Annotated in this window: 18 protein-coding genes; 9 read left to right on the top strand and 9 right to left on the bottom strand. The window is 71.2% G+C overall.

Features of this window, described 5'->3' with window-relative positions:
• The first annotated feature begins 160 nt into the window (after positions 1 to 160).
• Positions 161 to 1,996, top strand: a complete 1,836-nt coding sequence (locus ACWCPW_RS35110; protein WP_449765621.1) for an AMP-binding protein — start codon at positions 161 to 163, stop codon at positions 1,994 to 1,996.
• Positions 1,997 to 2,115: 119 nt separating this feature from the next.
• Complete coding sequence (locus ACWCPW_RS35105) at positions 2,116 to 2,862, top strand: HdeD family acid-resistance protein (RefSeq protein ID WP_449765620.1); 747 nt, start codon at positions 2,116 to 2,118, stop codon at positions 2,860 to 2,862.
• 96 nt (positions 2,863 to 2,958) lie between these two features.
• On the opposite strand, the gene ACWCPW_RS35100 is transcribed toward ACWCPW_RS35105, so the two are convergent.
• The 3 genes from ACWCPW_RS35100 to ACWCPW_RS35090 all read right to left on the bottom strand — a co-directional run bounded on the left by ACWCPW_RS35100 (position 2,959) and on the right by ACWCPW_RS35090 (position 6,559).
• Positions 2,959 to 4,470, bottom strand: coding sequence for a DHA2 family efflux MFS transporter permease subunit (locus ACWCPW_RS35100; protein ID WP_449765619.1), 1,512 nt, complete (start codon positions 4,468 to 4,470; stop codon positions 2,959 to 2,961).
• 52 nt (positions 4,471 to 4,522) lie between these two features.
• A complete protein-coding gene (locus ACWCPW_RS35095; RefSeq protein WP_449765618.1) occupies positions 4,523 to 5,128 on the bottom strand; it encodes an NADPH-dependent FMN reductase in 606 nt (201 codons plus the stop codon).
• A 189-nt stretch (positions 5,129 to 5,317) separates the two neighbouring features.
• Positions 5,318 to 6,559: an MFS transporter gene (locus ACWCPW_RS35090; RefSeq protein WP_449765617.1), complete on the bottom strand. Its 1,242-nt coding sequence runs from the start codon at positions 6,557 to 6,559 to the stop codon at positions 5,318 to 5,320.
• A 250-nt stretch (positions 6,560 to 6,809) separates the two neighbouring features.
• On the opposite strand from ACWCPW_RS35090, the gene lon reads away from it, so the two are divergent.
• The 3 genes from lon (at position 6,810) to ACWCPW_RS35075 (ending at position 10,418) form a co-directional block, all read left to right on the top strand.
• Positions 6,810 to 9,227 (top strand): endopeptidase La, encoded by a 2,418-nt coding sequence (gene lon, locus ACWCPW_RS35085; protein WP_449765616.1) that lies wholly within the window; start codon positions 6,810 to 6,812, stop codon positions 9,225 to 9,227.
• A gap of 265 nt (positions 9,228 to 9,492) precedes the next feature.
• Positions 9,493 to 10,011, top strand: a complete 519-nt coding sequence (locus tag ACWCPW_RS35080; protein ID WP_449765615.1) for a hypothetical protein — start codon at positions 9,493 to 9,495, stop codon at positions 10,009 to 10,011.
• Positions 10,012 to 10,127: 116 nt separating this feature from the next.
• The gene (locus tag ACWCPW_RS35075; RefSeq protein ID WP_449765614.1) at positions 10,128 to 10,418 is read left to right on the top strand and encodes a YiaA/YiaB family inner membrane protein; all 291 of its coding nucleotides are present in this window, start codon (positions 10,128 to 10,130) and stop codon (positions 10,416 to 10,418) included.
• Positions 10,419 to 10,453: 35 nt separating this feature from the next.
• On the opposite strand, the gene hrpA is transcribed toward ACWCPW_RS35075, so the two are convergent.
• Entirely contained in the window at positions 10,454 to 14,407 is a 3,954-nt protein-coding gene (gene hrpA / locus ACWCPW_RS35070; RefSeq protein WP_449765613.1) for an ATP-dependent RNA helicase HrpA, read from the bottom strand.
• 126 nt (positions 14,408 to 14,533) lie between these two features.
• Between hrpA and ACWCPW_RS35065 the strand changes: the two genes are divergently transcribed.
• The 3 genes from ACWCPW_RS35065 (at position 14,534) to ACWCPW_RS35055 (ending at position 15,935) form a co-directional block, all read left to right on the top strand.
• A complete protein-coding gene (locus ACWCPW_RS35065; protein WP_449765612.1) occupies positions 14,534 to 15,322 on the top strand; it encodes a dioxygenase family protein in 789 nt (262 codons plus the stop codon).
• Between the two features lie 104 nt (positions 15,323 to 15,426).
• Positions 15,427 to 15,576 carry a hypothetical protein gene (locus ACWCPW_RS35060; RefSeq protein WP_449765611.1) on the top strand — a complete coding sequence of 50 codons (150 nt, stop codon included), beginning with the start codon at positions 15,427 to 15,429 and terminating at the stop codon, positions 15,574 to 15,576.
• Positions 15,540 to 15,935 carry a hypothetical protein gene (locus ACWCPW_RS35055; protein WP_449765610.1) on the top strand — a complete coding sequence of 132 codons (396 nt, stop codon included), beginning with the start codon at positions 15,540 to 15,542 and terminating at the stop codon, positions 15,933 to 15,935. Before ACWCPW_RS35060 ends, ACWCPW_RS35055 begins: the two co-directional genes overlap by 37 nt.
• Positions 15,936 to 16,018: 83 nt before the next feature.
• Here the strand turns inward: ACWCPW_RS35055 and ACWCPW_RS35050 are convergent, their stop codons facing one another.
• The 5 genes from ACWCPW_RS35050 to ACWCPW_RS35030 form a co-directional block, all read right to left on the bottom strand.
• Positions 16,019 to 16,327 carry an antibiotic biosynthesis monooxygenase family protein gene (locus tag ACWCPW_RS35050; protein ID WP_449765609.1) on the bottom strand — a complete coding sequence of 103 codons (309 nt, stop codon included), beginning with the start codon at positions 16,325 to 16,327 and terminating at the stop codon, positions 16,019 to 16,021.
• Between the two features lie 172 nt (positions 16,328 to 16,499).
• Positions 16,500 to 17,300 carry a peptidase gene (locus ACWCPW_RS35045; RefSeq protein ID WP_449765608.1) on the bottom strand — a complete coding sequence of 267 codons (801 nt, stop codon included), beginning with the start codon at positions 17,298 to 17,300 and terminating at the stop codon, positions 16,500 to 16,502.
• A complete protein-coding gene (locus tag ACWCPW_RS35040; RefSeq protein WP_449765607.1) occupies positions 17,297 to 18,571 on the bottom strand; it encodes a VWA domain-containing protein in 1,275 nt (424 codons plus the stop codon). Before ACWCPW_RS35040 ends, ACWCPW_RS35045 begins: the two co-directional genes overlap by 4 nt.
• A 67-nt stretch (positions 18,572 to 18,638) precedes the next feature.
• On the bottom strand, positions 18,639 to 20,870 hold the full coding sequence (locus ACWCPW_RS35035) for a glycosyltransferase family 39 protein (protein WP_449765606.1): 2,232 nt from the start codon (positions 20,868 to 20,870) through the stop codon (positions 18,639 to 18,641).
• Positions 20,867 to 22,327, bottom strand: a complete 1,461-nt coding sequence (locus ACWCPW_RS35030) for a glycosyltransferase (RefSeq protein ID WP_449765605.1) — start codon at positions 22,325 to 22,327, stop codon at positions 20,867 to 20,869. The genes ACWCPW_RS35035 and ACWCPW_RS35030 overlap by 4 nt, the downstream gene beginning before the upstream one ends.
• Before the next feature lie 217 nt (positions 22,328 to 22,544).
• On the opposite strand from ACWCPW_RS35030, the gene ACWCPW_RS35025 reads away from it, so the two are divergent.
• Complete coding sequence (locus ACWCPW_RS35025) at positions 22,545 to 23,444, top strand: alpha/beta fold hydrolase (RefSeq protein WP_449765604.1); 900 nt, start codon at positions 22,545 to 22,547, stop codon at positions 23,442 to 23,444.
• The last annotated feature ends 97 nt before the right edge of the window (positions 23,445 to 23,541 follow it).

Below are 23,541 nucleotides of genomic sequence, written 5' to 3'. Positions count from 1 at the left end.
GATGCTAGGCGCTGAACTCACCGGTAGGAAGCCCGCGCCCGGGCCCCCAAGCGATGCGCCCAGGCGATATGTTCGTCTCCCCGTGTGATCGAGCCACCCGCACGGACTTCAGCCGGGACCTTCCGGGATGCCGCGCGTCGCAGGGGGTGCTGTACCAGTCATGACCGCCGAAGAACTCGAGGCGGGTCTCGCCGCCGAACTCGCCGCGGACGGGGAGTCGGTCACCGAAGCACTGGACAAGTGGTCGGTGCGCACCCCGACGCGGGTCTTCATCCACTACGGCGAACACGGCCTGGACCTGAGCTACGCCGAGGCCAAGCGGGCCACCGACACGATCGCCGGCAACCTGGCCCGGGCGGGTATCCGGCGCGGCGACCGGGTGGCGGTGCACTGCCGCAGCGCGTACGCCGCCGCGCTGTGGATGTTCGGCATCTGGAAGGCCGGCGCGGTGTACTGCCCGCTGGACGCGGACGCGATCGGCGACCTGCTGGTCGAGCAACTGGAGGCCACCCAGCCGCTGCTGGTGGTCACCGAACGCGCGCTGGTGCACACGCTGGAGACGGTACGGCCGCATCTGAACCGGTTGCCGAGGCTGACCGTGCACGACGCGGTGGGGCCCAGGCCGCCGCACGGCTATCCCGAGATCGCCTACGCCAACTTCCTGGCCCGCGCGGTGCCGCCAGCGGTGACGATCGACCCGGGCGACATCGGGATGATCGTGCACACCGCCGGGGTGACCGGGCGGCCCAAGGCCGCCGTGCTGGCGCACCGTTGGCTGAACTCGTACACGCTGCTGCTGCGCCGGCTCACCACGCCGGAGGACGTGGTGCACGTGGACCTGCCGCTGCATTCGATCCAGGGCGCGTTCGCGGGACTGGCCCGGGCCGCGTGGGCGGGTGCCGGCGTGTCGCTGTGGGATCGCTTCCATCCGGTCGACTACTGGCGTCGCGTGGCGTCGGCGGGGGCCACGAGCGCGGTGCTCACCGAGACGATGGTGGGCTGGCTCGCCGGTGCGCCGGAGCGGCGCGGCGAGCGGAACAACCCGCTGAGCACGGTGCTGATGCAGCCGCTGCCGCCGACCCATCACACGTTCGCGCGCCGGTTCGGGATCGACACCGTGGTGGCCGGCTACGGGCAGGTCGAGACGGGCCTGCCGATCGCGGCGGTACTGGTCGGGTCGGATCCGGGCGAGGGCACCCCGGCGCCGCTGCGGCGCGGGCAGGCGCCGGCGGCGGTGGCGAAGGTGTGTGCCCGATTGGGCGTACCGGTGATCGACGGGGCGCGGATCGTGCGCAAGGGCTGTCTGGGCGCGCCGTTGCCGTTCGCCCGGGTGGCGGTCCTGGACGAGCACGACCGCCCGGTGCCGCGCGGCGTGGTCGGCCACCTCGCGGTCCGCCCGCATCTGTCGGGCCTGATGGTGCAGGAGTACGTGGACGATCCGCTGAGCATCGCGGAGGCCACCCGCAACCTGTGGTTCCACACCGGCGACGCGGCGGTGCTCGACGAGGAGGACGGGCTGCTGCACTTCGTCGACCGGGTCGTGGACCGGATCCGGATCCGCGGCGAGAACGTGTCGGCGTACCACATCGAGGACCTGATCAACCAGCATCCCGACATCGCGGTGGGCGCGGTGTTCGGGGTGCCCGCCGACCGGGACGACGAGGACGAGGTGGTCCTGTACGCCGAACCCGAGCCGGGCCGTCCGCTCGACCCGGACGAGCTACGCGCCTGGTGCGCGCAGTCGTTGCCCGCGTACATGCGGCCGGCGCACGTGCGCATCGTCGCGCGGATGCCGCGGACGCCGAACGGGCGGGTGGAGAAGTATCGGCTGCGCCGGCACTTCCTGGGTCTGGCCGATCGTCCGGGCCCGGCGGTGCGCGGTGTTCCGGTGCCGGCGGCGACGCCGATGCCCGCGGCGCGGCCGGCGCTCGCCCCCGCGCTGTCCCCGGTGCGGTCCGCGCTGCCGCCGTCGTTGCCGCCGGGGACGCGGCGCTGACCTCGTTCGCCGCAGCCGCGCATGCGGATAGCTGATCGTGCGGATATGTCGCTTTCCAGCGGGAAGGCGTACCACGCACGCGACTCCGCGGGCGTGGGCAGATCCGAGGAGCGGCACCCATGGACAGCACGAAGGGCGTCACGGGACCGACCGCCGAATCCGGTGCGGGGCGGCATCGGCGCAGCGGCAAGGGATTCGGGTTCGGCCTGCTGGTCGTGCTCGGCACGGTGTTGGTGCTCGGCGGGATCGTCGGTCTGGTCTACACGGGCGTGGCCACGTTGACCACGATGGTGTTGTTCGGCTGGCTGCTGCTGATCGGCGGCGTGGTCGGGTTCGTACAGGCCATCCAGGCGCGCAAGGAGAACGCGTTCTGGCTCGTGGTCGCGGTCTCCGCGCTCAACATCGCGGCGGGCGTGGTGTTGTTGCGCCGGCCCGAGGTGGCGGCCGAGGCGCTCACCCTGTTCGTAGCCCTGTTGCTGCTGGGCGCGGGCATGTTCCGCATCGTGGGCGGCGTGGCGAGCATGTCCGCCAAGATGATCTGGACCGTCCTGGTCGGCGTGGTCGACCTGGTCCTGGGTCTGCTGGTGCTGGCCGAATGGCCGAGCAGCAGCCGCTACGCGATCGGTACGTTCATCTCGCTGGCCCTGCTCTTCGACGGACTGAGCCTGGTCAGCCTCGGCCTGACGGGCCGTCGGATCGTCGGCATGGTCCGCGAGGCGGAGGTCCCGGACGCGGCGCCGCCCGCGGCGGACGAGGTCTCGCACGACCCGGCCTCCGCCGAGTGGAAGGCCGAGCGGGACGGGACCAGGGAAGGCACCTTCAAGGGCCCGGACACGATGACGAAACGACGCGACGACGAGGTGTAGTTCAAACGACCGCGAACGCCGGACGGGCTGCAAGCAGCCCGTCCGGCGTTCGCGGTCACTTCGCCGTCCGCGTCGGCGGCCGGCGAAGAGGCGGTCCTACCTCGCCTCGGCCCGCGCCGCGGGCGTGCGCCGGCTCATCAGCAGCGCCGGCACGAACGCCAGCGCCATGAAGCTCACGGCCCACCAGTACGTCCCCTGGAAGGCGTCCGCCAACCGCGGCCCGATCTCGGCGATCACCGCCGGCGACAACGCGTGCAACTCGCCGAGCCCACCGGCCCCCTGCCCGGCGGGCAGGCCGTCCCGCATCGCGCCGGCCAGCAGCACCGACATCAGCGCCCCGCCGACCGCCGCCGAGACCTGCTGGATGATGGTCAAGGTGGTACCCGCGACCGCGACCTGCTCGTGCGACATGGCGCGCAGCGCGGAGGCGGTGGTCGGCATCAGCGTCATGCCGACCCCGACGCCCATCACCGACAGGCAGGACATCAGCACCCAGTACGGGGTGTCCGCGGCGACCTGCGTGGTGAAGGCGAGGAACCCGGAGGCGGCGACCACGATGCCGACCAGCACGATCCGTCCCGGCGCGACCCGGTCACTGAGCCTGCTGGCGACCTGCATCGACAGCGCGGTGGCCAGTGCCTGCGGTGCGCCCAACAGGCCGGAGGCGGTGGCGCTCTCGCCGCGCACCAGTTGGTAGTACAGCGGGGCCAGCATCATCGAGCCGAAGTACGCGCAGACGAACAGCACCATGGTGCCCGCTGCGGCCACGAACGGGCGGCTGCGGAACAGTCGCAGGTCGATCAGCGCGTGCTCGATCCGCAGCGCCCGGACCACGAAGCCGACCACCAGGAGCGCGCCGAGCACGGCCGGCACCAGCACCCCGACGGAGCCGAAGTCGCCCTTGTCGCCGCCGGTGGCCAGGCCGTAGACGAGCAGCGCCAGACCGGGGGAGAGCATCAGCAGCCCGGGCACGTCCAGCGGCCTGGTCGGCTGCGGGGTGTCCCGGGGGAAGACCTTGGCGGCCAGGCCCAGGGCGATCGCGCCGATCGGCACGTTGATGAAGAAGATCCAGCGCCACGACACGTCGTCCACGAGCCACCCGCCCAGGATCGGGCCGGCCAGCGGGCCGATCAGGATCGGGATGCCCAGGATGGCCATCGTGCGGCCCATCCGGGCGGGATCCGAGGCCCGGGCCAGGATGGTCATCCCGACCGGCATGATCAGGCCGCCGCCGAGCCCCTGGAGGACCCGGAAGGCGATCAGCGACTCGGCCGACCAGGCCAGTCCGGCCAGCACGGATCCGGCCGCGAAGGTGCCGATCGAGAACATGTACAGGCGTTTGGTGCCGAATCGGCCCATCGCCCACGCGGCCACCGGGATGACCGTGGCCAGGGCCAGCGTGTATCCCGTCGCCACCCATTGGATGGTGGCGAGCGGGGCGTCGAAGTCCTGGGCGAGGTGGTTGAGCGCGACGTTGACGACGGTGACGTCGAGGACGGACATCACCGAGCCGAGGACGACCACGAGGGCGATCGCCGCGATGCTGCGGGAAGGGGCGGGGGCGTCGGCCGCGGGCGTACTCGCGGTCGGGGCGGTGGTCGTTGCCATCACGGGCTCCTGGCGTTCGGCGGGGGAATGGCGGCGGCTTCCCGGACGGCTCTCAGACGCCGTACGGGCGGCGCGCGCGCATCGACCGGGAGGCGTCGGTCCACCACGCGAGCTGATCGAGCATCACCTTGGCCGCGGCGTCGGTGCCCGCGACGTCCACCGGCTGCCCGTCCGCGTCGAACTTCTCCCAGGCCATCGGGAACGCCAGCCCGTCCCGGGTGGTGACCATGTGCTGCTCCGCGAAGACCAGGCGCAGTTGCTCGACGGCGCGCAGGCCGCCGGAGATGCCGCCGTAGGACACGAAGCCGACCGGCTTGCCCTGCCACTCGCCGCGGAACAGGTCGATCATGTTCTTGAGTCCGGCCGGGAAGCTGTGGTTGTACTCGGGCGTGACCACCACGAACGCGTCGGCGGCGTCGAGCCGGGAACCGACCGCGGTGACCACGGCGGCGGGCTCGCTGCCCATCGGGGCCCACACGTCCGGCAGCCGGTCGTGCGCCAGGTCGATGATGTCCACCTCGAAGTCCCCGTGCTGCTCGGCCTTGGCGGCGAACCAGTTGGACACGACCGGAGCGAAGCGACCCTCGCGGGTGCTCCCGACGATGACGGCCAGGCGGAAGGTGTTCGTGGCGGTGGTGGTCTGCGTGTCGGTGCTCATGAGGTCCCCCAAGAAGACGAAGAGAAGTGCGAACGAGTGCGGTGCGGGCCCGGAGGCGATTCCGTCCGAGCGCCTGGTGAAGACGTTAGAAGTTGAAGTCAACTTCAGGTCAAGCCCGGCTTCGCACTTCTTTTCCCGAGCCATCGCCCGGACCCGCCCCGGGGGTTGCCGAACCCGAGCGGAAATCGCTCAAGCGCGCTTCGCGCCCGTCGCGGTCGGGGACGCCTCGCCCGGGCCGCCGAGGGTGGTCAGGGCGGCGATGGTGGCCAGGGCCACGGCCCCGGCGCACACCATGACCGTCGAGGGGGAGGAGGCGTCGACGACGGCGCCGCCGGCGAGCGCGCCGGTGGCCAGGGTGAGCTGGAACGACGACGTGAACACGACCGTGGCGGCCTCCTGGGCGTGCGGCGCGGAGCGGGCGAACCAGGTCTGCGAGCAGGCCGGGACGGCGCCGTATGCCAAGCCCCAGACCACGAGCAGGCCGATCGCGCCCGCGTCTTGCCGGCCGAGCAGCGGGAACAGCAGGGTGGCGAGGGCGATCAGCGCCGCGCACGTGACGAAGGTCGCGCGCAGGCCGCGGACCATCGTCACGCCCGCGACGAAGTTGCCGACGATGCCGGCCACGCCGAAGGCCAGCAGGTAGACACCGATCAGCTCCCGGTCCGCCCGGGTGACCTGCTCCAGGAACGGCGTCACGTACGTGTAGGCGCCGAAGTGCGCGATCACGATCAGGCACGTCGCGGCGAGGCCGATCCGGATGCCGCCGCCGCGCAGCAGACCGCACAACACCCGGGCCCGGGTGACCTCGAGCGCGGGCAGCGGCGGCAACAGTACGGCCAGCGCGATCGCCACGCCGAGCGCGAGCACGCCCATGACCACGAACGAGGCGCGCCAGCCGATGTGTTCGCCGAGCTGCGTACCGGCCGGCAGGCCCAGCACGGAGCCGGCCGGAACGGCCGCGAAGATCACCGCGGTTGCCGTACCCACCAGCTCCGCACGCACGAGCCGAGGCGCCAACCCGGCCCCGATCGACCAGAATCCGCCGATGGTGACCCCCACCAGGGCCCGCGCCACCAGCACCACCCAGAACGCGGGCGCGATGGCCGCGAGGAAGTTCGCCGCCGCCAACAACACGATCAGCGCGACCAGCATCGTGCGTCGATCCAGCCGCCCGGTGGACACCGTCACCACCGGCGCACAGACCGCCGCCAACAGGCCCGGCACGACCATCAGCCACCCCGCCGTGCCGTCCGAGACGCCGAAGTCGTCCCCGATCGGCGTCAACAACCCGATCGGCAGAATCTCGGTCGTCACGATCGCGAAGATGCCGACCGACAGACACACCACGCCCGGCCAGTACCGGGGCGACTCCCGGCGGGCCGATCCGGGTGCGTCGGCGGTGTGCGAGTCGGCTCCGGCAATGGCGGACATGACGTCCCTTTCGGCAGGGCGGGGAGGGGGTCCCCGACAACGGGGAGTCCCAGTACAACCGCGCCCGCCGCCCCGGGTCTGGCGGTATCCCGCCCTCAACGTCACCGACCCGGCGCCCCCGACCCGCCAACCGAAGGGGCTTCGCTGTGGGCGAACAGGGATCGGGAGGGCGGGGGAACAAAGAGGGGCTCTTGTTTCTTGAGTCAGTGCAGCGCAACTTTTTCGACTGTGGCTACCTGAGGGGCATGACATGAGCGAGACCATCGGGACCCTGACCCTGCCGGTTCTTCCGCTGGACGACGTGGTCGTCCTCCCCGGCATGGTGGTCCCGCTCGAACTCGACGACGCGGAGACCCGTGCCGCCGTGGATGCCGCGCGGGCGGCCGCGGGGCGGTCCGCCGGACCCGGCATCCGTAGTGAGAGCAAGGCACGGGTGCTGCTTGTTCCGCGTGACGACGGGCAATACCCCGCGGTGGGCACGCTCGGGGTGATCGAGCAGGTCGGCCGGCTGCCCGGGGGTGAGTCGGTCGTGGTGGTGCGCGGCGAGAGCCGGGTGCGGATCGGCACCGGAACCACCGGGCCCGGCGCGGCGCTGTGGGTCGAGGCGACCCGGGTGGCGGACGTCGAGGCGGACGAGCACACCCACGAGCTGGCCCGCGAGTACAAGGCCCTGGTCACCACCGTGCTGGGCAAGCGCGGCGCGTGGCAGGTGGTCGACCACGTACAGGCGCTGGAGGACCCGAGCGACCTGGCGGACAACTCCGGCTACGCCCCGTACCTGACGCTTCAGCAGAAGATCGAGGTCCTGCAGACCGTCGACGTCCAGGAGCGGCTGACCAAGGTCGTCGGCTGGACCCGGGACCACCTCGCCGAGCTGGACGTGGCCGAGACGATCCGCAAGGACGTCCAGGAGGGCATGGACAAGCAGCAGCGCGAGTTCCTGCTCAAGCAGCAGCTCGCCGCGGTGCGCAAGGAGCTCAACGAGCTCAACGGCACCCCGGACAGCGAGGAGGAGGACTACCGCGCCCGGGTCGAGGCGGCGAACCTGCCGGAGAAGGTGCTGGCCGCCGCGCTCAAGGAGGTCGACAAGCTGGAGCACGCCTCCGACGCGTCGCCCGAGGGCGGCTGGATCCGCACCTGGCTGGACACCGTCCTGGAAATGCCGTGGAACGAGCGCAGCGAGGACGCGTACGACATCGCCGAGGCGCGCGCGATCCTGGACGCGGACCACTCCGGTCTGGTGGACGTCAAGGAGCGCATCGTCGAGTACCTCGCGGTCCGCAAGCGCCGTGAGGAGCGCGGGCTGGGTGTGGTCGGCGGCCGGCGATCCGGCGCGGTACTGGCCCTGGTCGGCCCGCCCGGTGTCGGCAAGACCTCGCTGGGCGAGTCGGTGGCCCGTGCGATGGGTCGCTCGTTCGTCCGGGTCGCGCTCGGCGGTGTGCGCGACGAGGCCGAGATCCGCGGCCACCGGCGCACCTACGTCGGCGCGCTGCCCGGTCGCATCGTTCGGGCGATCAAGGAGGCGGGCAGCATGAACCCCGTCGTCCTGCTCGACGAGATCGACAAGGTCGGCTCGGACTACCGCGGCGACCCCACCGCGGCCCTGCTGGAGGTGCTCGACCCGGCCCAGAACCACACCTTCCGCGACCACTACCTGGAGGTCGAACTCGACCTCTCCGACGTGGTGTTCCTGGCCACGGCCAACGTCCTGGAGACGATCCCCGAGCCGCTGCTGGACCGGATGGAACTGGTCCGGCTCGACGGCTACACCGAGGACGAGAAGGTCGTCATCGCCCGGGACCACCTGATCAAGCGTCAGTTGGACAAGGCGGGTCTGGACGACACCGAGGTGTCCTTCACCGAGGACGCGCTGCGGCTGCTGGCGGGCGAGTACACCCGGGAGGCGGGCGTGCGCACCCTGGAGCGCTCGATCGCCCGCGTGCTGCGCAAGGTCGCGGCCCGGCAGGCGCTGGACGCCGACGCGCACCCGCTGCCGATCACGGTGGACGCCGGCGACCTGCGCGACTACCTCGGCCGGCCCCGGCACACCCCGGAGTCGCTGCTGAGCAAGGCCGAGCAGCGCACCGCGGTGCCGGGCGTGGCCACCGGGCTCGCGGTCACCGGCGCGGGCGGCGACGTGCTCTACATCGAGGCGTCGCTCGCGGACGCGGAGACGGGCGGTACGGGACTGACCCTGACCGGCCAACTCGGCGACGTGATGAAGGAGTCGGCGCAGATCGCGCTGTCCTACCTGCGCTCGCGCGGGGCGGAGCTGGAGGTGCCGGTGGGCGACCTCAAGGACCGAGGCGTGCACATCCACGTCCCGGCCGGAGCGGTCCCCAAGGACGGCCCGAGCGCCGGCGTCACGATGACCACCGCGCTGGTGTCGCTGCTCACCGGGCGGCCGGTCCGCTCGGACGTCGCGATGACCGGTGAGGTCTCGCTCACCGGCCGGGTACTGCCGATCGGCGGCGTGAAGCAGAAGCTGCTCGCCGCGGAGCGGGCCGGTGTGACCACCGTGCTGATCCCCAAGCGCAACGAGGCCGACCTGGACGACGTGCCCGAGGAGATCCTGAGCCGGCTCACCGTGCACGCGGTCGCCGACGTGCGCGAGGTGCTGGAACTGGCCCTGGAACCGGCCACCGCCAAGCACACCATCGCCGCCTGATCCCGCGTCGACCTGCGAAACCCCTGCTGCGCGAGTCGCCTTCCGGGCGGCTCGCGCAGCACTTTTCGGCCAAGATCGGACAAGCCGGTTGGCGGTGAGTCTCGATTCGATCACGTGGTCGGATGGTTCGGTCGGTTGCTGCCAGTATTTGCGTATGTCATATGGAACGGGTGGGGACCCGCACTGGGGAAACGGTTCGTCCGCTTCTCCGCAACCCGGGCTTCCACCGCAATCTCAACCGCAACGTCCCTGGTACCAGCGCACCTTGTGGATCGTAGTCCTGCTCGTCGTGTTCGCACCGGTGGGCATCTTCCTGATGTGGAAGTACACCGACTGGCAGCGCCCCCTGAAGATCGGCGCGGCGATCGTCTCGGCCGTGGTCTTCCTGGTCGCGTTCTCGAGTGGGCTGTCCGGCGGAGGGGACGGCGACTCCGGGGACAAGGTGACGCCGGCCTCGACGTCGACGTCGGTACCCTCGGGCGCGGCGACGACGCCCGCGCCCGGTGCCACCACGGCGCCGAAGAACGCGCCGTCCGCGAGCACGGCTCCCGCCGATCCGCCGCCCGCGTCACCGGCGCAGGAGGAGGCGAACACGCCGAAGCCGAACACGCCGAAGGCCGACCCGCCCAAGACCGACCCGCCGAAGAACGACCCGCCGCCGGCCGATGGCGGCGTTCAGGTCAGGGGCCGCTTCTGTTCGCAGCTCGGCGCCACCGCGGTGAACAACAAGGGTGAGTCGCTGGTGTGCGCCAACAGCACCAACGGCAGCAAGCGCTGGACGTAGCACCGACCGACTTTCACATCGCCGACCTGTACGGCCCCCGGCCTCTCGCCGGGGGCCGTCCCACTTGAGTACATCTACTCATGTGCGCAACACCCGGTCGGCCCAACACTGTTGCCATGACAACGCCGCTGCGTACCAACAACACCCAGGGCTTCTTCGTTCAGGCCGCGCTGTCCTTCGGCGTATCCGTGAGCGCGGTCCTGATCGGGATCGTCTACCTTCCGGTGGACCGCTGGATCCGGGCCTTCCTCGGCCTCGGCGTGCTCTACGTCGTGACGTCGAGCATCACCATCGCCAAGGTCGTCCGCGACCGCCAGGAGAGCGAGGCCGTGGTCAGCCGGGTCGACCAGGCGCGCCTGGAGAAGCTGCTGACCGACCACGACCTGTTCCGCAACGACACGATCTGAGCCCGGAGCGGCGGCGCTCGACGCGCCGCCCCGGCCTACTGGCCCAATTCCTCGATGGTCTTCAGGATTCGTTTGTCCGACACCGGCTGCGGTGTGCCGAGCGACTGGGCGAAGTAGCTCACCCGCAGCTCCTCGATCTGCCAGCGCACCGCCGCGACCTCCGCCGGGATCGGTCCGCCCTTGGTGTGACGGTCCAGCAGGTCCCGGTGGGCCGCCTGGATCTGATGGACCTTCAGCATGCGCTCGCGATCGCGGACCGGGTCCGCCTCCAGGCGCTGCAACCGGCGCTCCATCGCCTGGAGATAACGATGCACGTCCGGTAGCCGGCGCCAACCCGCCTCGGTCACGAAGCCCTTGTGCACCAGTGCCGTGTACTGCGCCTTCACGTCGGCGAGCGCCGGTGCCAGTGCGGGACTGCGGGTGGCCTTGAGCCGCCCGGCCACGTTGTGCGACGCGCCCAGGATGCGCTCGACCTTGACCACGGTGTCCTCGGTCAGCCGAGGCAGCCCGGCCTTGACCCGGTCGCGCAGCCGCACGAACCCCGCCTCGTCCCACACCGGGCCACCCGCGTCCTGGATCAGCATGTCCGCCGCGCACGCGAGGATGTCCTCGAAGAGCGCGTCGATGCCGCCGTGCGGGTTGTGGCTGAGCGTCAGCTTGGCCATGTTGGGCAGCCGGCCCTGGATCTGCTTGACCGGCGACTGCACGTTCGACAACACCAGGCGCCGCGTCCCGCGCCGCATCGCGCGCAACTGCTCGGGCTCGCTGTCGAACAGCCGGACCGCCACCGAGGCGCCCTCGTCGACCAGCGCCGGATACGCCTTGACCACCAGCGGCCCGCGTCGCTGTTCGACCACACGCGGCAGTTCGCCGATGCTCCACGTGGTGACGCCCGTGCGCTCGATGTCCAGTGTGCTCGCCGCCTCGGACACCGCGGCCCGCATCCGGTCGCGCAGCTTGAGCTTGAGCGCCTCCAGGTCCTTGCCCTCGGCGAGAACGCGCCGCTCGTCGTCGAGCACCCGGAAGGTCATCCGCAGATGCTCGGGCACCTTCGCCAGGTCCCACGTCTCGCGCTTGACCGGCATGCCGGCCATCCGGCTCAACTCGCGCTCCAGCACGTCCACCAACGACCCCCGGCGAGCCGGGAGCCGGGCCAGGATGGCGCGCGCGTAGTCCGGCGCGGGCACGAAGCCGCGGCGGATGCCCTTGGGCAGCGCACGGATGTACGAGGTCACCAACTCCTCGCGCAGGCCCGGGATCTGCCAGTCGAAGCCGTCGCCGGTGAGCTGGTTGAGCACCGCGACCGGGATGTGCGCGGTGACCCCGTCCGCGTTCGAGCCGGGCTCGAACTGATAGGTCAGCTTGAGCTCCAGGCCCTCCTCGACCCACGTGTTCGGGTAGTCCTCCTCGGTGATCCCGCCCGCCTTGGCGTTGATCAGCATGGACTTCTCGAAGCTCAGCAGATCCGGCTCGGCCCGGTGGGCCTTCTTCCACCACGCGTCGAAGTGCCGTCCGGAGACCACGTCGGCCGGGATGCGCTCGTCGTAGAAGTCGAACAGGGTCTCGTCGTCGACCATGATGTCCCGGCGTCGCGCCCGGTGTTCGAGCTCCTCGACGTCCGCGAGCAGGCGCCGGTTGGCGGCGAAGAACTTGTGGTGCGTACGCCAGTCGCCCTCCACCAGGGCGTGCCGGATGAACAGTTCGCGGGACAGCTCCGGATCGACCTTGCCGTAGCCGACCTTGCGCGCGGCCACGATCGGCACGCCGTACAGCGTGACCTTCTCGTAGGCCATCACCGCGGCCATCTTCTGTTCCCAGTGCGGCTCGCTGTAGGTGCGCTTGATCAGGTGGCCGGCCAGCGGCTCGATCCACTCGGGCTCGATCCGCCCGGCGATCCGCGCCCACAGGCGGGAGGTCTCGACGAGTTCGGCCGCCATCACCCACCGCGGCGGTTTCTTGAACAGCGCCGAGCCGGGGAAGACCGAGAAGCGGGTGCCGCGCGCGCCGCCGTACTCGCGCTTGGCCGGGTCCATCAGGCCGATGTGCGAGAGCAGACCGGAGAGGATCGCGGTATGGATGTGCTGCGTGTTCGGCTCCTGCGGTTCGCCGCCGGCCTCGATCCCGAGCGACTTGGCGGCCGAGCGCAACTGGCTGTGCAGGTCCTGCCATTCACGTATGCGCAGGTAGTGCAGGAACTCGCTCTTGCACAACTTGCGGAACCGGCTGGAGGACAGCTCGTCGCGCTGTTCCTTGATGTAGTTCCACAGGTTGAGATACGCCAGGAAGTCGGATTCCTTGTCCGCGAACCGCGCGTGCAACTGGTCGGCGTGCTGCTGGTGTTCCGCGGGGCGCTCGCGCGGATCCTGGATGGACAGCGCGGAGGCGATGATCAGCACCTCGCGCACCACGCCGTTGCGGTCCGCCTCCAGGATCATCCGGGCCAGACGCGGGTCGACCGGAAGCTGGGACAACTTGCGGCCGACCGGGGTCAGCCGCTTGCGCACGTCCGGCTCGTCCGGGTCCAGCGCGCCCAGTTCCTGCAGGAGTTGTACGCCGTCCTTGATGTTGCGCCGGTCCGGCGGCTCCACGAACGGGAACGCGGCGATGTCGCCGAGGCCCAGCGCGGTCATCTGCAGGATGACCGAGGCCAGGTTGGTGCGCAGGATCTCCGGGTCGGTGAACTCGGGCCGCGACTCGAAGTCCTCCTGTGAGTACAGCCGGATGCAGATGCCGTCCGAGGTGCGCCCGCTGCGGCCCTTGCGCTGATTGGCGGAGGCCTGCGAGACGGCCTCGATCGGCAGCCGCTGCACCTTGGTGCGCAGGCTGTACCGGGAGATCCGGGCGGTGCCGGGGTCGATCACGTACTTGATGCCCGGCACGGTCAGCGAGGTCTCGGCGACGTTGGTCGCGAGCACGATGCGTCGCCCGGTGTGTTGCTGGAAGACCCGGTGTTGTTCGGCGGCGGACAGGCGCGCGTACAGGGGCAGTACCTCGGTGTTGCGCAACTGCCGTTTGTTCAGTGCCTCGGCGGTGTCCCGGATCTCGCGCTCACCGCTGAGGAAGACCAGGATGTCGCCGGACGCCTCGCCGAGCAGCTCGTCCACCGCGTCGCTGATCGCCTGCACCTGATCCCGATCGTCGGCGCGGCGCCTGCCCCCGGCCTCCTCGTCGTCCTCGTCCTCGTCGGCCTCCGCGACGAGCGGGCGATAGCGCACCTCGACGGGATACGTACGGCCGGACACCTCGATGATCGGCGCGTCGTCGAAGTGCTGGGAGAAGCGCTCCGGGTCGATCGTGGCCGAGGTGATGATCACCTTGAGGTCGGGACGGCGCGGCAACAACTGTTTGAGGTAGCCGAGCAGGAAGTCGATGTTGAGGCTGCGTTCGTGCGCCTCGTCGATGATCAGCGTGTCGTACTGCCGCAGCAGCCGGTCGTTTTGCACCTCGGCGAGCAGGATGCCGTCGGTCATCAGCTTGACCAGCGTGTTGTCGCTGGACTGGTCGTTGAAGCGGACCTTGTAGCCGACCACGTCGCCCAGTTGTCCGCCGAGTTCCTCGGCGATGCGGTCACCGACCGTACGCGCGGCGATCCGGCGCGGCTGGGTGTGCCCGATCAGGCCCTGTACCCCGCGGCCCAGCTCCAGGCAGATCTTCGGGATCTGGGTGGTCTTGCCGGAGCCGGTCTCGCCCGCGACGATGACGACCTGGTGGTCGCGGATCGCGGCCAGGATGTCGTCCTTCTTTTGGCTGACCGGCAACGCCTGGGGATACCCGATCGCGGGCACGGCGGCGCGCCGGTTCGCGACCCGCGTCTCGGCGGCGTCGAACGCGGTGATCAGGCTCTCGGTCTCGGCGACCTGCTGCGGACCCTTGCGGTTCTTGCGGGCCCGGTCGAGGCGACGGCGCAGACGGTCCTGATCCCGAAGCATCAGGTGGGGCAGGCGCGCCTGGAGGTCGGCGAGCTGAGATGTGGCTACTGGCGTTCCCATTACGGGGTCAAGGATAAGTGGCACCCCGGGGGCGCAGGCCAGCGGATTACTCCGACGGCGATCCTCCCGGCAGATTCTGCTGTCATGTCAATTGTTGAACGTAGAACTACTTGGTACCCTGGAGCCATGGACACCACCGCGCCCCGGAGCGCCGCGCGCATGCCCGTCGTCTACCTCGGCCACGGCGCGCCGCCGCTCGCCGACGACGCGTTGTGGCCCGGCCAGCTCGCCGCCTGGTCCGCCGAGCTGCCCAGGCCCACGGCGATCCTGATGGTGTCCGCGCACTGGGAGGACGCCCCGATCGCGCTCGGCGCGACCCGCACGATTCCGCTCGTGTACGACTTCGGCGGCTTCCCGGAGCACTACTACCGGGTCACCTATCCGGCGCCGGGCGCCCCCGACCTGGCGGCGCGGGTGCGGACGCTGCTCGGGCCGAACACGCGGGACGTGCCGGAGCGCGGCCTCGACCACGGTGCGTACGTACCGCTGGTCGAGATGTACCCGGACGCCGACGTGCCGGTGCTCCAGATGTCGCTGCCCACGCTCGACCCGGAGCGGCTGTACGAGGTCGGCCGACGGCTCGCGCCGCTGCGCGAGGAGGGCGTGCTGATCGTGGGCAGCGGCTTCTTCACGCACAACCTGCGCGGCCTGGACCCCCGGGCGGACGCGCCGGCGCCGGGGTGGTCGAGCGAATTCGACCACTGGGGCGACGAGGCGTTCCGCGCCGGCGATGTGGACGCGTTGCTCGACTTCACCCACAAGGCGCCCGCCGCGCGCCTGGCGCACCCCAGGACCGAGCACCTCGCGCCGCTGTTCGTCTCGCTCGGCGCCGGACACGAGGACCTGGACCGGCTGAGCCAGGTGATCGACGGCTTCTGGTTCGGGCTCTCCAAGCGGTCCATCCAACTGGGCTGACGCGAAAAGTCGGATGGTCCGCGTTCGAATGGTCCGAATAGGGCCAATGTCGTAAATAAACGGAACTGCGCCACGGCGCGCCACCGGAGCCGTACCGTAGCCGCATGGCTGCCAGAACCCTGCCGCAGAGCTGCGTGGGAGTCGGCTGCATGCTCGTGCGTGAGCACCTGAACACCGAACAGCGTTTCTGGGCGGCGAGGTTCTTTCCGTCCGGGGCGTGCGGGAGGACAGCGGGCTGCTCGTCGCGCTGCTGATGGCGTCGGCGCTGCATCGCGTCGCGCGCGGTCTGGGCATGTCGGACGCCGACCCGGATGCCGTCATGCGCGTTCCCGTGGTGCCGACGCACGCGCTCCTGCGCACCGACCACGACGCGATCGAGGCGGCTCGGACGTTCACCAATCCGGCCGAACTCGACGAATTCCACACCCGCCTGACCCGCCTGTGCCCGGGCCGCGACGCGGTCTGGCCCTCGGTCCGCTGGACCGCCGAGGACCTCCTGCTGGTCTACGCGCACGCGGCGGCGACGCACCGGGTGCTCCCCACCCTGGACCCGACCCGGGCCCTGGCCGACATCGACCCGGGCCTGACCGTGGCCGGGCTGTGGGAGGAGTGAGCCGAGGGCCCCGGGTCGATACGCGCGGAGGTCCCCCGCCCCGTCTCGGGCGAGGGACCTCGGTGCCGGCGCGGTTGCGCGCCTCAGGCCTCGTCGGCCGGGGTCAGGTCGCTCTCGTAGTGCACGATCGTCGGTGGGACCGCGAAGAACTCGCCGACGATGGCCCGCCACTGCGGGAACAGGTCGGACTCGCGGAAGCCGACCGTGTGCGCCTCCAGCGTCTCCCAGCCGATCAGCAGCAGGTACGACGTGGGCGACTCGACCTGGCGGATCAGGCGCGCCCAGCGGAAACCGTCGGACTTGGCGACGACCTCGCGGCCACGCAGGAACGCGGCCTCGAATTCGGCCTCGCGACCTTGCGCGACGGTGATGTCCGCGTGCTCGATGATCATGACAGGCTCCCTGCTCGGTCGGATCGGCTGCCGGGCTCGGATCGGGTACACGATCGGGGTCCGGGCGACACGAGGATCATGGCGAACCGCCCCGGCGCGGATCGCGCCGGGGCGGTTCGCCACGCCGACGACCGGGCGTCGGCCCGGCCCGGGGACCGTCGGCCGTCCACCGTCAGCCGAACCAGCTCCGCTTCTTCCGGGTCAGCTGGTAGCCCAGGATGCCGAACACCACGGCGACGAAGGTCGCCATCGCGGTCCAGAACCACCGCGCGTTCGGACCGTCCATCCAGTCCCACTGGTACCAGTGGTCCTCTTCCTGGTCCCAGGCCACCGACCGGGTGTCCGCCGTCTGGCCGCTCTTGAGCACCGAGCCGGCCTTGGTGATCGGCACCAGCGGGTCGGAAAGCCGCCGGTCCGAGGTCGGAACCTGGTCGTCGCCGTCCTTGGTGTCCACCCGCACCGTCACCTTGGTCGCGGCGCCCGCGTCCAGGTCGGGCACGTCCATCGCGGCGATCCGGACGAAGTACATCCCGGGCAGCGGGTCGGTGGACCACGGCTCGGCCCAGTCGCGGACCGTGCGCGGGGTGCAGGTCAGGCCGAGCTTGGTGTCGGTCTTCTGCGCGGTGGCGACCTGCTTGCCCTCGACGCACGGCTGGCGCCGGCGCAGGCCGTCGTAGATCTCGATCCGGTAGGTCACCGGGCCGCTGCGCGCGTTGCCGGAGGCCAGCTCCAGATCCACCTTGGCGTGGATCTCCTTGCCCGCCTTGGCCGGGAACTGCCAGTACAGATATTCGCCTTGGGACGCCGACCAGCGCGCGTCCTCGCCGAGCGCGAGCGTGCCCGCGCCCAGGAACGACGTCCCCGGCGGCACGTCCTGATCGGCCGTCGCCGGCGCCGCGAACAGCGTCACGCCCACGAACGCCGCCGCGACCGTCGCCAACGCCCGCTTGATTCCACGGATCGCGCTCGTCATGACATCGCCTTCCCGAGAGCCTTGAACGCCCGGCGCAGCCAGCCGGCCAACAGCCCGGCGATCAGGCCGAAGGCGGCGAGTACGCCCAGGAACACCCAACCGCGGCCCAGACCGTGCACGTTCGCGGCCTTGCTGTCGGTGGCCTGGACCAGGTCCACCGTCAGCTCCAGCGGCAGGCCCGGCTTGGTGGCCACGTTCGGCTGCGCGGCGAACGCGTTGGTGACGACCAGGCAGATCGTCCTGGTCTTCGCGTTGTCGCTGTCGGTCTTGTACGGGTAGCGCAGACCGGCGGACTGCACGTCCGTGCGGCCGTTGCCCGCGCCCGCGTTGCCGACCAGTTCGCGGCCGTCCTCACTGAACGCGGTGACCGTCACGTCGTAGTCGCGCGCGACCTTGCGGTCCGAACCCACGGTCGCGGTGGCCCGCAACTCCTGGTTCGGCTTGACCGGGACCTTGTACCACAGGTGCTGGCTGAACTCCTCGCGGTCGCTGTACACGCCGGGCGCCAGCAACGGCGCGTCCTGGCAGCCGTTCGGGCTGCCCTTGACCGACGCGGGCGTCTCGTCCGCCTCGCGCACCGCGCGCTTGACGATCTGCTGGACCTTCTGCGACAGCTCGTCCGCGTTGAGCACCGAGGTGTAGGTGCCGCCGGTGGCCTCCGCGATGCAGGAGAGCTGACGACGGGTGTTCTCGTCCGGGACCAGGCCCAGGGTGTCCACGATCAGGTTGAGTCCGGACGCGGCCAACTCGCGGGCCACGTCGCACGGGTCGGGCGGCGCGCAGGTCTCCTCGCCGTCGGTGATCAGCACGATCCGACGGCTGCCGGCGCCGGTGCCCAGGTCCTTGGCGGCCTCGCGCAACGACAGCGCGATCGGAGTCCAGCCGGTCGGGGCCAGCTTGGCGATCTCGTTCTTGATCACGACCTTGTTGGGCCTGCCGACCGGGGCCAACTGCTGGGTGTCCACGCACCCCTTGGCCTTGTCGTTGCCCGGGTAGGTGGCACCCAGCACCCGCACGCCGAAGTCGGCGGGTTCCGGAACGCTGTCCACGACCTCGTTGAAGGCCTTCTTCGCGGCGTCCATGCGGGTCATCCCGCCGGCGTCGTTGGCCTTCATCGATCCGCTCACGTCGAGTACCAGCTCGACTTTCGGCGGAGGCCCGGTCGGATTCGTCTCGTCGGCCATCGCGGACGGTGCGGAACCGCCCACGACAGCCCAGGTCGTCAGCAGGCCGATCAAGCCGGCCCCGACCTTTCGCATCTTGATCGTCACGGGGGAGGATCCTACGGATCAAAGCGGCCCGCCGTTTGCCGTCCGCCGTAGGTCGATTGACAACCCGTCAGGCGGTTGATGACGATTCGTCGGAAACATTCCCGGCGGGCGCGGTCAGGTCGTACAGCGTCACCCCGTCCACGGTGGTCGCGGTGAACGTCCGCGCGACCCAGGTCGCGATGTCCTGGGAGGCGTTGCTGCCGCCCATGCTGCGCAGTCCGCCGCCGCCCGCGCCGGCACCGTCCGCGCCGCCGCCCATGCCGCCGGCTCCGCCGCCGATGAAGTAGTGGATCCGGCCATCCGTGACCAACTTTTGGAACTCGGCCAGGGTCGGCGAGGGATCGCTGCCGTTGAAACCGCCGATCGGCATGACCGGCTTTCCGGTGGCCAGTTGATAGCCCGAGGCGCTGTTGGAGCCGACCGAGGCGGCCACCCACGTGTACGCGTCGCTGCCGCGCTTCAGGGTGTCGACGACCTCCTTGCCGGGCGTGCTGCCGTTGAGCAGTCCGCCCATCCCGCCGCCGCCCATGCCACCGCCCTGACGAGGCGTCATCCCGCCGTTGCCCTGCGCAGCGCCGCCGTTGCCCGGCGTGGGGCGCTGCCCGCGAGGGCCGCCGGTGCCGTCGGGGGTCTGGCCGTTCCGTCCCGGGGTGCCCGGGAAGGCCTGGGCGCCCTGGCCCGGTTGGCCGCCCTGGGCCTGTCCCGGCGGGCCGCCCTGGAACGACCGGGGCCCGCCCGCCATGCCCGCGGGACCACCCGGCCCGCCGCGCCCGAAGCCCATTCCGGCCGGCCCCGCCGACGGGATCGACCCGCCCTTCGCGGTCGAGACGGTGTCCCAGGTGTACGCCGCCGGTCCCGCGAGCAGCGCGGCCACCGAGACCGCGGCGGCCACCGGCGCGAGCCCGCGCAGCGCGGTCAGCGCGGCGCCGAACAGACCCAGTGCGCCCACGACTCCGCCGACCAGCACGACGTGGCGCAGCCACGGGTGCCAGTCCGGCGTCCGGTCGAGCAGGTGGTACGACCACCACGCGCCGACCATCACGGTCAGCGCCGCGACCGCCGCCGCGCGCACGACCCGACGCCGCTCCCACAGCAGCGCGGCGCCCATCGCCACCACCGCGGCGATCGCCGGCGCCAACGCGATGTTGTAGTAGGCGTGGAAGATGCCCGCCATGTAACTGAAGACCAACGCCGTGATCAACAGCCATCCGCCCCACAGCACGATCGCCGCGCGGGCGGGATCGGTACGCGGTGCGCGTCGGGTCAGCCACAGGCCCACCACGAGCAGGATCAGCGCGCTGGGCAGCAACCAGGAGATCTGGCCGCCCATCTCGGCGTTGAACAGCCGGTCCCACCCGGTGGCGCCCCAGTTGCCGCCACCGCCGCGCGGTCCGCCTCCGCCGCCGCCCACACTGCCGGTCTCGTTGCCGTTGAGCCGCCCGAGTCCGTTGTAGCCCAGGGTGAGTTCGAGGATCGAGTTGTGTTGCGAACCGCCGATGTAGGGGCGGGAGGATTCCGGCCACAGTTCGACGATGGCGATCCACCATCCGCCCGCGATCAGCAACGCGAGACCGGACCACAGCAGTTGCACCACCCGGCGCCAGAACCCGACCGGCGCGCAGACCAGGTACACCAGCGCGAAGGCCGGCACGATCAGGAACGCCTGGAGCATCTTGGCCAGGAAGCCGAAGCCCACGCACGCGCCCGCCAGCACCAACCAGCGGGTGCTCGCGCTCTCCTGGGCGCGCGTCACCGCGTACGCGGCGACGGTGAGCAGCAGTACGAGCAGCGCGTCCGGGTTGTTGAACCGGAACATCAGCGCCGCGACCGGCGTCAGCGCGAGCAGCGCGCCGGCCAACAGGCCCGCCCAGGCCGGGAATCGGCGCCGTACCGCGAGGTAGAGCACGCCGACCGTGGCGACGCCCTCCAGGGCCTGCGGGACCAGGATGCTCCACGCGTTGACGCCGAAGACCCGAGCGGACAGGCCCATCACCCACAACGACGCGGGGGTCTTGTCGACGGTGATCGAGTTGCCCGCGTCCGAGGAGCCGAAGAAGAACGCCTTCCAACTCTCGGTGCCGGCCTGGACGGCGGCCGAATAGAAGGAGTTGGCCCAGCCGGAGGCGCCCAGGCCCCAGATGTACAGCAGGCCGGTGCCCAGCAGCAGGGCGAGGAACGCGGGCCGCACCCAGGGCGCGTCCGCCTCGCGCCCGCGAACCAGTCGGGCGTACCAGGGTCCGGCGGTCGCGCTGCCGGCATCGGGACGCGGTACGGGGAGCGGAGCCACTACGGCGGTCATGCGTCCTCACCTGCCGAGCCGGTCGCACCGGCGGAGTCGATACCGGTCGGACCGGCGGTTTCGGTCGCGCCGGCGGACCGGTGCGAGGGGGCCGAAGAGATCCGTGCGCTCGGGGCGGTCCGTGCGGCCGGAGCCGCCGAAGGGGCCGAGCCTCGCGCAGCGTTGGACGTGATCGAAGTCACCGAGGCGATCGCCCGCCCCGGGCCTGTCGCGGTCGCCGAAGCCCCCGGATCCGTCGGAGACGACGGGTCCGACGGGTCGGACGGACCCACCGAGGCGGCGACTCGCGCGGTCCGGAACACCCACACCCGCAGCAGCAGGAACCGCACGACGGTGGCGACCACGCTCGCGCCCACCAAGGCACCCGCCTCGACCGTGCGCGAGGGGCGGGCGATCGCGGCGTGCAGCGCGGCCAGCGTCGCGCTGCTCAGGCCCAGGCCGACGACGAAGGCCAGGCCGCCCTGGGCCTGATGGCGCCAGGCCCCGGTCCGGCCGCGGATCCCGAAGGTGAATCGGCGGTTGGCCGCGGTGTTCGCGATCGTGGTGATGGTCAGGGCCGTCGCGTTCGCCGCGAGCGCGCCCATGTCGTCGCGCAGCAGGACGTACAGCAGCAGGTGTGCCAGCGTGCTCAGCACCCCGATCATCGCGAAGCGCGGCAACTGCGCACGCATGCCGCGCGGCAGCCGCGCCTCGCGTACCCGGGGCGGGACCGAGACCCGAAAGGTGCCCGCCGCGATCCGCCGGGCCACCCGCGCCATGCCGCGCAGATCGTCCAGCGCGGTGCGCAGCACGTCGACCCGGCTGTCCGGATCGTCGACCCAGTCCACCGGGACCTCGTGGATCCGCAGCCCGTTGCGCTCGGCCAGCAGCAGCAGTTCGGTGTCGAAGAACCACTCCTCGTCGTGGACGTGCGGCAACAGCGCCTGCGCGACCACCGTGCGCACGGCCTTGAAGCCGCACTGGGCGTCCGAGAAGCGCGCGGCGAACACCCCGCGCAGCAGCAGGTTGTAGGACCGCGACACCACCTCGCGGCGGGGACCGCGGACCACCGCCGCCGAACGGGCCAGCCGGGTGCCGATGGCGAGATCGCTGTGACCGCTGACCAACGGCGCGACCAGCGGGAGGAAGGCGTCCAGGTCGGTGGACAGATCGACGTCCATGTAGGCGACCACATCCGCGTCGGACTCGGTCCACACCTTGCGCAGCGCCCGGCCGCGGCCCTTGCGGTCCAGGTGCACGGCGCGTACGTGCGGCAGTTCGCGCGCCAGTTCGCGGGCCACCTGCCAGGTTCGGTCGGTGCTGGCGTTGTCCGCGATGACGATGCGGAAGGCGTAGGGGAATCCGCCGAGCAGATAGGCGTGCAGGCGGCGCACGCCGGCGGCCAGGACGTGCGCCTCGTTGTACACGGGTACCACCACGTCCACGATCCGGGTGCGAATCGGTGTCGTCAGGCTCATGCCGGAGACGTTGTCGAGCGGGCCTGGGAGCCGTCTGAGGCGTTTCTTAAGGTGGGATGAGAATCGTCGCGGCGGCCGGAAACCGGGGTGTCCTCGGCACGCAGGCGGGCGGGGGCTGGCGCGGGACGGTGGTGGGATGCGAATCTCGCGGTCCGAGACGCGCCTATGCTGCCGATCGCAGGACCGGTACAGCGCGACACAGCGATCCGGAGGTCGGATGAACACCTCGGCGGGTAGATCAGTCGGTGCGGACTCCGCGCAACCGTTCGTGGAGGCCGTCGAGATCCCGGCGGGCGGATGGATCTTCAACGCCCGCGTGGCCGGACCGGCGGACGGCCGGCCGGTGTTGTTCCTGCACGGCTTCCCACAGACGTCCGCGTCCTGGACGGCGCAACTCCTGGGTCTGGCGCGGGCCGGCTACCGGGCCATCGCGTTCGACCAGCGCGGCTACTCGCCGGGTGCCCGCCCGCCCCAGGAATCGGCCTACGGGCGCGACGAGTTGGTCGGCGATGTGATCGCCGTGCTGGACGCGCTCGGAACGGCCCGGGTGGACCTGGTCGGCCACGACTGGGGCGGCGCGCTCGCGTGGCAGGTGGCCGGCCTGCACCCGGAACGGCTGCGCACCCTGACGGTGGTGTCCACGCCGCACCCGGTCGCGCTCGCCGCCGCGGTCCGCGACGACGCCACCGGTCAGCGGGAACAGTCCTCGTACATCCGGCTGTTCCGCACCCGCGGGGTGGCCGAGGAGAAGCTGCTGGGGGAGGACGCGGCCTATCTGCGCGCGGCGTTCGCCTCGCTGCCCACCGAGTTCACCGAGCGCTATCTCGCCGTTCTGCGCGAACCGGGCGCGCTCACCGGCGCGTTGAACTGGTACCGGGCGATCGATCCGAAGGTGCTGCGCGACATCGGCGACATCGCCACACCCACGCTCTACGTCTGGAGCGACCGCGACCCCGCCTTCGGTCGTGCCGCGGCCGAGGCCACCGCCGATTCGATCACCGGCCCGTACCGCTTCGAGGTGCTCGCCGACGTCGACCATTGGGTCCCGGAGAACGGCGCGGAAGCCCTGACGGGCCTGCTGCTGGAGCACTTGGCCGCCTTCGACGACCAGGGGTGACACCCGAGGGGCCGCCTCCCACCCCGGGCGGCCCGATCACCGGCGGCAACAGGCGCTGTCACGAACCCGATCCCCGAGCCGGACTCTGCCTCCCGAG

It is taken from the genome of Embleya sp. NPDC001921, assembly GCF_053594475.1.
This window is presented reverse-complemented; position numbering and strand designations above follow the sequence as displayed.